We start from the raw sequence: 10,875 nt of genomic DNA, 5'->3' as shown, positions 1-10,875 counted from the left end.
TGGGCCGGTCGCCGTCCTCGCGCGCCGGACGCGCCCCGGCGGGGGCTGTGCGCTCGCGCGGCTTGAAGGTCTTGGAATGTTCGAACCTGGGCGCGGCCTTGGCCCAGCCCTCCTTCTTCGGCGGACGCTCGCGGCGTTCGACGGCGTCGGCCTGGGCCGTTTCGGCGGCGCGGACGCGGCTGGGCTTACGCGACGGGTCCGACATGGCCGAGCCCGACCGTCCCTTGACGATGGGCGTGGACAGGCGACGGCCGGGGATGGGCGCGGGCGTCTCGACCGTATTGCCGGTCGGCAGGTTCTCGGGCCGGATATAGTCGGCCAGCAGTTCGCGGATCACGCGCGGCCCGACCTCCTCGACCGCCCCGACCGGCAGCACGTCCAGGCGGAACGGACCATAGGCCAGGCGGATCAGGCGGTTGACCGTCAGGCCGACCAATTCCAGCACCTTGCGGACCTCGCGGTTCTTGCCCTCGGTGATCGAGACCGAGATCCACAGATTGGCCGGCGCCTTGCCGTCCTCGGCCTTCGACTCCTTGGCCTTGTCCAGCTTGGCCTCGATGGGGCCATAGGACACGCCGTCCACGACCACGCCGTCCTTCAGCGCGTCCAGCTGTTCCTGGGTGATCTTGCCCCGCGCCCGCGCCCGATACTGACGCACCAGCGAGGTCGACGGCAGTTCCAGCGCCCGGCTCAGCTCGCCGTCATTGGTCAGCAGCAACAGACCTTCGGTCGCCAGGTCCAGCCGACCGACCGAGATCACGCGCGGCAGGCCGGCCGGCAGGGCGTCGAACACCGTCGGCCGCCCGGTCGGATCGCTGTGGCTGGTCAAGAGGCCCGCAGGCTTGTGATAGCGCCAGACGCGCGTCGCCTGGGTCGAACCGATGGGCTTGCCGTCCACGGTGATCACGTCGTCGCGCGTCACCAGGGTCGCGGGCGTGTCCAGGATGCGGCCGTTGACCGCCACCTTGCCCAGGCCGATCAGCCGCTCGACCTCGCGGCGCGAGGCGATGCCGGCTCGAGCCATGGTCTTGGCGATTCGCTCGGCGCGCAGGGGCGTCTCGGCCTTGCCCGACTTGCCGTCCTTGCCGCCCTTATCGGTGCGAGGCCGGTCGCTGCGGGGCCGGTCCGGCTTGTCGCCGAAACGCTTTGCGCCGTCGTCGCGAGGGCCGCGCGGCTTGTCGCCGAATGATTTCGTCCCGTCGCCGCTCTTGCGGGGACCGGAGGATTTAAAGGGCCGGGGCGACCGTTCGTCTTGACGGGCGCGGGGCTTCTTGTCGTTGTCGTCTGTATGGCGGACCATGATGAGCGGTTCATGCGCATGGCGCTGGACCAAGCGCAAGCGGCGGCGGACGCAGGAGAGGTGCCCGTGGGCGCAATTCTTGTCGATCCGGCCTCGGGTGAGGTGATTTCGACCGGCGCCAATGGTCCGATCGCGGCCCACGACCCCACGGCCCACGCCGAGATCGTGGCCATGCGCCGCGCGGCGACGGTGCTTGAGAACTACCGTCTGACGGGCCTGACGCTCTATGTGACGCTGGAGCCGTGCGCCATGTGCGCCGGGGCCATCAGCCACGCCCGCATCGGCCGCGTGGTCTGGGCCGCCGACGATGCCAAGGGCGGCGCCGTCATTCACGGCCCGCGTCTGTTCGAACAGCCCACATGCCACTGGCGTCCGACCACGGACTCAGGTCTTCTGGCCGATGAGGCGTCGTCCCTGCTCAAATCCTTCTTCCGTCAGCGAAGGGGAACGGCGGCAGGCCGCGCACGTTAGACCGCCGCGAAAGCGGCGCCGTTGGGCCGCGCCGTGGAGGGAAAGACCTTGTTCAAGCCGGATCTGCCGCAGTCGATCGTGATCAGCGGCCTGGCCGCCCTGGCCCTGCTGACCGCCTGCGGCCCTGACCCCGACAAGGCGCCCCGCAGCGGCGACGAGGTCAAGGATCGCGCCGTCGCCGCCCAGACCGCGCGTCAACGCACCGGCGCCGAAATCCAGGACCGCACCCTGAACCGCGTCGTCCACACCGTCTATCTGTGCGACAACGGCGAGCGCCTGTCGGTCGATTTCGACAATCCGCGCCAGATGGCTACCGTCCGCAACTCGTCCGGCGAGGCGGTGGACCTGTATCAGGAACGCGCCGCCGACGGCATCTGGTACCGCGCGTCCAACGTCGAACTGCGCGGCAAGGGCGTGCTGGCCACCTGGTCGGTCGAAGGCCGTCAGCCGACCGACTGCCGAGCCGTCGACTGACGCCGTTGCGGCGGACGTTGCGGGCGCCTAGCTGCGGCCCATGTCCCTGATCGACCGCCTCGGCCTGACCGTTCCCGTCATCCAGGCGCCGATGGCAGGCGTTTCAACGCCACATATGGCCGCCGCCGTCTCCAACGCCGGGGCCCTGGGGTCCATCGGTGTCGGCGCGACCGATGCGGACGGCGCCGGCCGGATGATGGCGGAAACCCGCGCCCTGACCGACCGACCCTTCAACGTCAATCTGTTCGTCCACGCCGCCCCGCGCAGCGATCCGGCCGGGGAAGCCGCCTGGCTCGAGGCCCTGACGCCCCAGTTTACGGCCCTCGGCGCCGCGCCGCCGCCCGGCTTGGGGGTGATCTATCGCAGCTTCGCCGATGACGACGCCATGCTGCCCCGATTGCTGGCGGATCCGCCTGCGGTGGTCAGCTTCCATTTCGGCCTGCCCGACGACGCCCGTATCCGCGCCCTGAAGGCGGCCGGTTGCCTGCTGTTGGCCACCGCCACCACGCTGGACGAGGCCCTGGCCTGCAAGACCGCCGGCGTGGACGCCGTGGTGGCGCAAGGGTGGGAGGCCGGCGGCCATCGCGGCATGTTCGATCCCGACGCCGAGGACAGCCGCCTGGGCGCCGTGGCCCTGACCCGGCTTCTGGTCGCCCGCGCCGGCCTGCCCGTCATCGTCGCCGGGGGGATCATGGACGGACAGGGCGTCCGCGCGGCGCTGGATCTCGGCGCCGTCGCGGTTCAGATGGGCACCGCCTTCGTCGCCTGTCCCGAGAGCGCCGCCGACGCCGGATACCGCGCCGCCTTGGCCAGCGACGCCGCGCATCATACGACAATGACCCACGTCATATCCGGCCGCCCCGCCCGCTGTCTGGCAAATCGCTTCACCGCTTGGGACGCGACGACCGCGGCCGTCCCGCCCGACTATCCGGTCGCCTACGACGCCGGAAAGGCGCTGAACGCCGCCGCCGAGGCGGGGGGCGAGTTCGGCTTCGGCGCCCAATGGGCCGGTCAGGGCGCGCCCCTGGCCCGCACCCTGCCCGCCGCAGACCTGATCGCCGCGCTGATCGCGGAGATGGACGCCTAGCCGAACGCCGCCAACCGGCGATCCAGGCGGTCGCGGACCTCGGGCCAGTCGTCGTCGATGACGGCGAACAGGGCCGTGTCGCGCGCCCGGCCGGTCCAGGTGGTCTTGTGTTTCCTCAGCACCCCTTCGGCCTTGGCGCCCAGTTTCAGAATGGCGGCCTGGCTCTGGGCGTTGACGGCGTCGGTGATGATCTCGACCCGCACAGCGCCGGCCGCGAAGGCATGGGCCAGCAACAGTCGCTTGCACGCCGGATTGATCGGACCGCCGCGCGCTTCGGGCCGGTAGAAGGTCGAGCCGATCTCGCAGCGGCGATGGGCGGGATTGATCTCGTACAGGCTGGTCGTGCCCACCACCGCCCCGTCCGAGCGCCGCCGCACCGCATAGGCGATCCGCGTCCCGGCCCGCATCGCCGCCTGGGCCGCCTCCCACCAACCGTCGAAATGGTCGCCATAGGCGGGCGCCACCATGATCGCCCAGGCGTGGGGATCGCAATCCAGGGCCGCGCGGACCTCGGCCTTCAGCCCGTCCTCGAACGGTTCCAGCCGCACGAACCGATCCTCCAGCGGCGCCGTGGCGATCCGCATCACGCGGTCGCGCCTTCCTCGACCAGAAAGGCGTGAACCTTGGCCGCATCCACACTTTTGGCCACGAAGGCCTGGCCGATGCCGCGCGCCAGGATCAGGGTCAGCGCCCCGCCCTCGGCCTTCTTGTCACCCGCCATCAGGGCCAGCAGCCGGTCTGCCGCGAACGCGCCCGCCTGTTCCTGCCGCGTCGGCAGGCCAGCGGAAGCGACCACCGCCTCGACCCGTGCGACATCGGCGGCCGAACACAGGCCTTCGCGCGCCGAATAGCGGAAGGCCATGCAGCACCCCAAGGCCACCGCCTCGCCGTGCGCCAGCGCGCCTTCGTCAAAGCCCACTTCCGTCTCGACCGCATGGCCGAAGGTGTGACCCAGGTTCAGCAGGGCGCGCCGCCCCGCCTCCTTCTCGTCCTCACCGACAATGGCGCTCTTGATCTCGACCGAACGGATCACCGCCCGTTCCAGCGCCGCCGGATCGCCGTTCGCGCCCACAGCGCCCTCGCCCGCCAGCCAGTCGAAGAAGGCCGCGTCGCAGATCAGCCCGTGCTTCAGCACCTCGGCCCAGCCAGACCGCACCTGCCGCTCAGGCAGGGTCGCCAGCACATCGATGTCGGCCAGCACCAGGCGCGGCTGATGAAAGGCGCCGACCAGGTTCTTGCCGCGCGGCGTGTCGATGGCCGTCTTGCCGCCGACAGACGAGTCCACCTGGGCCAGCAGGGTGGTCGGAACCTGAACGAAGTCGATGCCGCGCATGTAGAGCGCCGCCGCCAGACCGGCCAGATCGCCCACGACCCCGCCGCCCAGGGCGATGACCACATCCTTGCGATCCAGCCCGATCTCCAGCAGCCGATCCAGCACCCGCTCCAGCTGGGCGAAGGATTTCGACCCCTCCCCCGCCGGCACGGCGACCATCTGTGTGTTCACGCCCGCCGCCGTCAGCGATTCTGCCAGGGCCGCGCCGTGGATCGCCGCCACCGTCTCGTCCGTGACGATGACCGTGCGCCCCTTCGCCAGGGGCGCGATGCGCCCGCCGGCCTGGGCCAGCAGGCCGCGCCCGACCACCACATCATATGCGGCGAAGGCGCCGCCGCTCACGGAAAGGGTCGTCATGTCCGGGTCTCCGCGCGTCTTCGATTGCGCCAGTGTCGGCGCAGGTTCTTGTGGATGGCGTCGACCGCTTGGCCGTGCGAGCCCTGGCCCACGTCCACCGTCACGTCCGCCTCGCCATAGATGGGATAGCGCGCCTCGGCCAAGGTGGTCAGCACCGCCAACGGGTCCTTGCCGCGCAACAGGGGGCGGGTGTCGCGGCGCGCCACCCGTTCCGCGATCACGGCCAGATCGGCCCTCAGCCAGATGGTGTCGGCGCGGTCCTTCAGCAGGGCGCGCGTCTCCGGGTTCATCATCGCCCCGCCGCCGGTGGCCAGCACGATGGGCGGCCCTTCCAGCAGGCGTCGGATCACCCGCGCCTCGCCCGCCCGGAACTCGTCCTCGCCCAGGGCCGCGAAGATTTCCGACACCGTCATGCCGGCCGCCGCCTCGATCTCCATGTCGCCGTCCGCGAAGGGCAGCTTCAGTCGGTTGGCCAGCCGGCGCCCGACCGACGATTTGCCCACCCCCATCAGGCCGACCAGGGCTATGGTGCGCGTCGGCGCCGGATTCGCGCGGCGCCTCATCCGGCGGCTCCGGCGGAACGGACGGTCGAAGGAACGGCGAAGGCGAAGGCGCAGGCAGGCATGATCCCTGAAACCTCTACACCAAGCCAGACCATGCGCCATCCGTTCGGCGCGCGGATCGTGCGATGACGCCCCAGATCGAGGCCTTTCTGGAGATGATGGCCGTCGAACGCGACGCCTCGCCCCACACCTTGTCAGCCTATGGCCGCGACCTGGCCGATGCGGAAACCGCGTTGGCCGAGGCGGGCGGCCTGATGCAGGCCGACGCCGAGGCGGTGGAAGCCTGGTTCGCCGGTCTATCCCGACGCGGCTTGTCGGCCGCCACCTCCGCACGCCGCCGGTCCGCCGCACGCCAGTTTTATCGTTTCGCCCTGGCCGAGGGCTGGCGCGCGGACGATCCGTCGCGCCGCCTCGATGCGCCCAAACAGGGCCGGTCCCTGCCCAAGGTCCTGAGCCGCGCCGAGATCGACGCCCTGCTGGCCGCCTCGGCCGCCCGCGATGCGGCGGCGGGCCTGCGGCTGGTCGCCCTGGTCGAGATGGCCTACGCCTCGGGGATGCGGGTGTCCGAACTGCTGGGGCTCAAGGTCGAGGCCGTGCGGCGCGACCCCGCCTATCTGATCGTGCGCGGCAAGGGCGGCAAGGAACGGCTCGCGCCCCTGAACCCCGCCGCCCGAGAGGCGATCAAGGCCTGGTTGACCGCCCGCGACGCCAAACTCAAGGGCAAGGATGGACGCAAGCCCGAGACGCCCGACAACCCCTGGCTCTTTCCCTCCTTCGGCCGAAGCGGCCACCTGACCCCGCGCCGGTTCGCCCAACTGCTGGACGAGGCTGCGATCACCGCAGGCATCGACCCGGCCCGCGTCAGCCCCCACGTGCTGCGCCACGCCTTCGCCACCCATCTGCTGGAGGGCGGCGCCGATCTGCGCGTCGTCCAGACCCTGCTGGGCCACGCCGACATCGCCACCACCCAGATCTACACCCATGTCGCCACCGACCGCCTGGCCCAGGTCGTCCACCAAAACCACCCCTTGGCGCGCGACGACTGACGGCGCATATTCGGGGCATGGCGCATTCATTCTACGTCAAGGCGATCTGGGACGCTGAGGCCAGCGTCTGGTACAGCGAGTCAGACATTCCGGGCCTCGTCCTTCAAACGGACACGCTGGAAGAGTTCGAGGATTTGATCCGGCACTTCGCGCCTGACCTTTTGGCGTCCAACCTGAATATCCACGAGCCTGTCGCCATTCGTTTCGAGGCAACTCGGCAGCTCGACCTCGCTGCGGCCTGAGTCCAGCGGCGGCTCTGGATGGTCCAGGACTATTATCGAGACCTGACGCGGCAGCTAAAAGATGCTGGCTTCGAGCGTGTTCCGGGCGGCAAAGGCAGTCACGAAAAGTGGCGCAACGCTGCGGGGCGCCAAGTCACCGTACCGTCCAAGCCCATGCGGATCATGGCCAACGAAATCCTCAAACAAGCCGGGTTGCCCAAGGCCTTCTGAACCGCCGCTTGCCCGGCGGCGTTGACCTCTCTAGTTTCCCCCGCCTTCCCCAAGGGCGCTTTCGCCCGTTTGCAGTTCCCGGACGCCTTGATGGCCACGCACTATCTCGACTTCGAAAAGCCGATCGCCGATCTGGAAGCCAAGATCGAGGAGCTGTCGCTGCTGTCCGACACCTCCGGCGATTTCGACAATGAGATCGAGGCCCTGCGCAAAAAGGCCGATCAGCTACGCAAGAAGACCTACGCCGGTCTGGACCCGTGGATGAAGACCCAGGTCGCGCGCCACCCCCAGCGTCCGCACTTCGTCGATTACGTCGAAGGTCTGTTCACCGACTGGAACGAACTGCACGGCGACCGTCAGTTCGGCGACGACCAGGCCATCCTGGGCGGTCTGGCGCGGTTTCGCGGTCGGCCAGTGGTCATCATGGGCCATGAAAAGGGTCACGACACCACGACCCGCATCACCCACAACTTCGGCATGGCGCGCCCCGAGGGCTATCGCAAGGCCGTGCGCCTGATGGACATGGCCGAGCAGTTCGGCCTGCCGGTCCTCAGTTTCATCGACACGGCCGGCGCCTATCCGGGCCTGGGCGCCGAGGAGCGCGGTCAGGCCGAGGCCATCGCCCGCTCGACCGAACGCTGTCTGACGCTGGGCGTGCCCTCCATCGCCACCATCACGGGCGAAGGCGGTTCGGGCGGGGCCATCGCCATCGCGGCGGCCAGCCGCGTGCTGATGCTGGAGCATTCGATCTATTCGGTCATCTCGCCCGAGGGCGCAGCCGGCATACTGTGGCGCGACGGCGCGCGGGCCAAGGACGCGGCCATGGCGATGAAGATCACCGGCCCCGATCTGGTGCAGCTGAAGATCGTGGATCGCCTGATCGAGGAGCCGACCGGCGGCGCCCACACCGACCGCGACGCGGCCATCGCCAAGGTCGGCGACGTTCTGGCGGAAGAGTTGAGAGGCTTCGCCGGTCTGTCGCCGCAGCAGATCAAGACCCAGCGCGCCGAACGCTTCTACGCCATCGGCGCCCTGTAAGGCGCCAAACGCCAGCGTTAACGCCGCGTCCATCATCGTCTGACAGGCTGACGCCCCATCCACAGCGGTTGCGGGGCGCACGGCCGGCCATGATCACGACGGCGGTTTCGATCCGGGGCCGAGCAGCATGAGCGGCGGCGAATCCCTGCGCGAAAGCGCGGTATTCAACCTGGCAGGCGCGGTCACGATGATCGTCGATGATTCGCCCTTTTCGCTGACCTTGACCGCCAACGCCCTGGCCGGCTTCGGCATCCGACCCAGCTTCGCCATCGGCAGCGGGGTCGAGGCAAAACGGATTCTGGTCGAAAAGACCATCGACCTGCTGCTCGTCGACACTGACATGCCCGATATCGACGGGTTCGAATTGATCCGCTGGCTGCGGCGTTCCGGCCCCAATCCGAACGCCTTCATCCCTGTCATCATGACCGCCAGCCACATTCGGCGCGGCCGCGTCGCCGAGGCGCGCGACTGCGGGGCCAACTTCGTCGTGACCAAGCCGTTCAGCCCGGCGCTCTTGCTGGAGCGCATTCTTTGGGTGGCCCGCGACACCCGGCCGTTTCTCGAGGTCGGGGACTATCTGGGGCCGGATCGGCGGTTTCGCCACGCCGATTACGATGGCGAGGAACGCCGTGCGGACATGTTGCGCCGCAAGACGGCGATGGAGAGCGTGGCTCTATGACCGTCATCACTCACAATCAGCGACGCTCACGCCTGGCCGAGATGGTGGACCGGCCCGGCGGTATAAGCGTCGGCGTGGCCCTGGCTCAAGCCAAGGCCAATCTGGACGTCCTCCAGGGTCAGGCGCGCGACATCATCGCCCGGAACATCGCCGTCCTGTTGGCCAAGCCCGATCCCGACCTGATCGAGCCGTTGCGGCTGGATGCGGCCTATTCGGCCTCCAGCCAGATCATCGACGCGGCCAGTCCCTTCTCGATGGACGACCTGTGCACGGCGGCCAAGGGGCTGTGCGATCTGCTGGACGCCGCGCCGCGCCAGGGCGGCTTCGACTGGCGCATCGCCACCGTCCACGCCCAGGCCATGAAGGTGCTGCTGTCCCTGCCGCCCCAGGAACAGGCCGCCCGCACCGCCATTCTGGCCAATCTGCACGAAGTCCTTCGTCGCAAACTGCCGGCGGCCGATCAGTCGGCGGGCTGAGCCGCCTTTCCGGCGCGGGTCTGCTTCTTCCACAGGGCGGCGTATTCCCCGCCCTGACGCGCGACCAGCTCATGGTGGGCCCCGCGTTCGACGATCCGCCCGGCCTTCAGCACCAGAATCTGATCGGCGTCCGCCACGGTGGACAATCTGTGCGCGACGACCAGGGTCGTGCGGCCGTTCCGGGCCTTGCGCAGGGTCTTCTGGATCGCCGCCTCGGTTCGGCTGTCCAGGGCGCTGGTGGCCTCGTCCAGGATCAGTATGCAGGGGTCGGCCAGCAGGGCGCGGGCGATCCCGACCCGCTGAAGCTCGCCGCCCGACAGCTTCAGCCCGCGTTCCCCGACCTTGGTCTGCATCCCCTCCGGCAGGCCCCGGATGAAGTCGGCCAGTTCCGCCGCCTCGGCCGCCGCCCAGACCTGGGCCTCGTCGGCGTCGGGCCGGGCGAAGGCGATGTTGGCCGCCAAGGTGTCGTTGAACAGGGCCACGTCCTGCGGCACCAGGGCGACCGCCGCCCGCAACGACGCCTGGGTCACGTCACGCGCATCATGACCGTCGATCAGCACACGTCCCTCCTGCGGGTCCAGCAGGCGCAGCGCCAGTTTGACGATGGTGGACTTGCCGGCGCCTGACGGACCGACCAGGGCCGTGGTCGTGCCGGGCGGGGCGAAGAAGCTGACATCCTCCAACCCATTGGCCCGCGCGTCGTGGCGGAAACCGACGTGCTCGAACCGCACGGCCGCGCCGCGCGCATCGGCCGGGCGCGGCAGGGCGACGGCGTCGGGCGCATCGGCCACCTGCGGCGTCTGGCGCGTCACCTTCAGCATCTCCTCCATGTCGATGAAGGACTGGCGGATTTCCCGATAGGCGAAGCCCAGGATGTTCAGCGGCGCATACAGCGAGATCATGATCAGGACGGCGGCGGTCACATCGCCCGGCCCCATCCGTCCGGCGGCCGCCTCGAACCCGGCCATAACCGCCATGACGCCCAGCCCCAGGTTCATGACCAGGGCCTGCATCCCGTTCAGCATGGCCAACGAACTGTTGGCCTTCAGCGACGCCTGGGCGTAGTCGCCCAACGCTCGTTCATAGGTCTGGGCCGCGCGCGTCTCCGCCCCGAACGACTTGACGGTCTCGTAGTTCAGCAGGGCGTCGACAGAGACACCGGCGGCCTCGGAATCGGCGGCGTTCATGATGCGCCGATGCTCCAGCCGCCAGTTGGACATGGCGAAGGTGGCGATGGTGTAGATGACCACCACCGCCACGGCGACGGCGGCGAAGCGCCAGTCGTATTTGCCGCCCAGAACGGCCGCGGCCAGCACCAGTTCGACCCCGGTGGGAACCAGGTTGAAGGCCAGGATGCGCAGCAGGAAATCGACCGCGCGCGATCCGCGATCCATCGTCCGCGACAGGGCGCCCGAACGTTTGGTCTGGTGGAAATCCAGCGACAGGCTCAGCGCATGGGCGAAGGCTTCGGCCGCCGTGGCGCGCTGGGCGGCGGCGCGGACGGGCGCGAACACGACGTCTGAAATCAACGGCGAGGCCGCCGACAACAGCCGCACCAGGGCCCAGCCGACCGCGAAGGCGGCGAAGCCCCAGCCGACG

At 69.4% G+C, this 10,875-nt stretch carries 14 protein-coding genes; 9 read left to right on the top strand and 5 right to left on the bottom strand.

Annotated elements, in window-relative coordinates:
• The coding region (locus RTU05_RS14815) for a pseudouridine synthase (protein WP_312599119.1) at nt 1-1,300 on the bottom strand (1,300 nt) is incomplete at its 3' end.
• Between the two features lie 12 nt (nt 1,301-1,312).
• Between RTU05_RS14815 and tadA the strand changes: the two genes are divergently transcribed.
• From tadA to RTU05_RS14800, 3 genes are read left to right on the top strand one after another with little or no spacing between them, the layout of a single operon-like run.
• Nucleotides 1,313-1,771, top strand: a complete 459-nt coding sequence (tadA, locus tag RTU05_RS14810; RefSeq protein ID WP_312599121.1) for a tRNA adenosine(34) deaminase TadA — start codon at nt 1,313-1,315, stop codon at nt 1,769-1,771.
• A 33-nt stretch (nt 1,772-1,804) separates the two neighbouring features.
• Nucleotides 1,805-2,245, top strand: coding sequence for an MliC family protein (locus RTU05_RS14805; RefSeq protein ID WP_312599118.1), 441 nt, complete (start codon nt 1,805-1,807; stop codon nt 2,243-2,245).
• A 40-nt stretch (nt 2,246-2,285) separates the two neighbouring features.
• Nucleotides 2,286-3,332, top strand: a complete 1,047-nt coding sequence (locus RTU05_RS14800) for a nitronate monooxygenase (protein ID WP_312599117.1) — start codon at nt 2,286-2,288, stop codon at nt 3,330-3,332.
• Here RTU05_RS14800 and RTU05_RS14795 read toward each other — a convergent pair.
• Genes RTU05_RS14795 through RTU05_RS14785 form a run of 3 tightly spaced genes read right to left on the bottom strand, consistent with a single transcriptional unit; the run spans nt 3,329 to nt 5,585 of the window.
• Nucleotides 3,329-3,916, bottom strand: a complete 588-nt coding sequence (locus tag RTU05_RS14795) for a GNAT family protein (protein WP_312599120.1) — start codon at nt 3,914-3,916, stop codon at nt 3,329-3,331. The two genes, RTU05_RS14800 and RTU05_RS14795, sit on opposite strands and share 4 nt — an antisense overlap.
• The gene (aroB, locus tag RTU05_RS14790) at nt 3,916-5,022 is read right to left on the bottom strand and encodes a 3-dehydroquinate synthase (protein WP_312599116.1); all 1,107 of its coding nucleotides are present in this window, start codon (nt 5,020-5,022) and stop codon (nt 3,916-3,918) included. The genes RTU05_RS14795 and aroB overlap by 1 nt, the downstream gene beginning before the upstream one ends.
• Nucleotides 5,019-5,585 carry a shikimate kinase gene (locus RTU05_RS14785; protein ID WP_312599115.1) on the bottom strand — a complete coding sequence of 189 codons (567 nt, stop codon included), beginning with the start codon at nt 5,583-5,585 and terminating at the stop codon, nt 5,019-5,021. The genes aroB and RTU05_RS14785 overlap by 4 nt, the downstream gene beginning before the upstream one ends.
• A 125-nt stretch (nt 5,586-5,710) precedes the next feature.
• Here RTU05_RS14785 and RTU05_RS14780 point away from each other — a divergent pair, with 125 nt between their 5' ends.
• From RTU05_RS14780 to RTU05_RS14755, 6 genes are all read left to right on the top strand, one after another.
• Nucleotides 5,711-6,631 carry a site-specific tyrosine recombinase XerD gene (locus RTU05_RS14780; RefSeq protein ID WP_312599114.1) on the top strand — a complete coding sequence of 307 codons (921 nt, stop codon included), beginning with the start codon at nt 5,711-5,713 and terminating at the stop codon, nt 6,629-6,631.
• A gap of 17 nt (nt 6,632-6,648) precedes the next feature.
• Nucleotides 6,649-6,873, top strand: coding sequence for a DUF1902 domain-containing protein (locus tag RTU05_RS14775; RefSeq protein ID WP_312599113.1), 225 nt, complete (start codon nt 6,649-6,651; stop codon nt 6,871-6,873).
• A gap of 18 nt (nt 6,874-6,891) precedes the next feature.
• Nucleotides 6,892-7,083 carry a type II toxin-antitoxin system HicA family toxin gene (locus tag RTU05_RS14770; RefSeq protein WP_312599112.1) on the top strand — a complete coding sequence of 64 codons (192 nt, stop codon included), beginning with the start codon at nt 6,892-6,894 and terminating at the stop codon, nt 7,081-7,083.
• Nucleotides 7,084-7,173: 90 nt separating this feature from the next.
• A complete protein-coding gene (locus RTU05_RS14765; protein WP_312599111.1) occupies nt 7,174-8,121 on the top strand; it encodes an acetyl-CoA carboxylase carboxyltransferase subunit alpha in 948 nt (315 codons plus the stop codon).
• Nucleotides 8,122-8,248: 127 nt separating this feature from the next.
• Complete coding sequence (locus RTU05_RS14760) at nt 8,249-8,800, top strand: response regulator (protein WP_312599110.1); 552 nt, start codon at nt 8,249-8,251, stop codon at nt 8,798-8,800.
• Nucleotides 8,797-9,276 carry a chemotaxis protein CheE gene (locus RTU05_RS14755; RefSeq protein ID WP_312599109.1) on the top strand — a complete coding sequence of 160 codons (480 nt, stop codon included), beginning with the start codon at nt 8,797-8,799 and terminating at the stop codon, nt 9,274-9,276. The genes RTU05_RS14760 and RTU05_RS14755 overlap by 4 nt, the downstream gene beginning before the upstream one ends.
• Here the strand turns inward: RTU05_RS14755 and RTU05_RS14750 are convergent.
• Nucleotides 9,261-10,875: ABC transporter ATP-binding protein/permease (locus RTU05_RS14750; protein ID WP_312599108.1), on the bottom strand; the 1,615-nt coding region annotated here is incomplete at its 5' end. The genes RTU05_RS14755 and RTU05_RS14750 overlap by 16 nt on opposite strands.

Source organism: Brevundimonas sp. (assembly GCF_032017145.1).
In the GTDB taxonomy this organism is placed as follows: Bacteria; Pseudomonadota; Alphaproteobacteria; order Caulobacterales; family Caulobacteraceae; genus Brevundimonas.
This window is presented reverse-complemented; position numbering and strand designations above follow the sequence as displayed.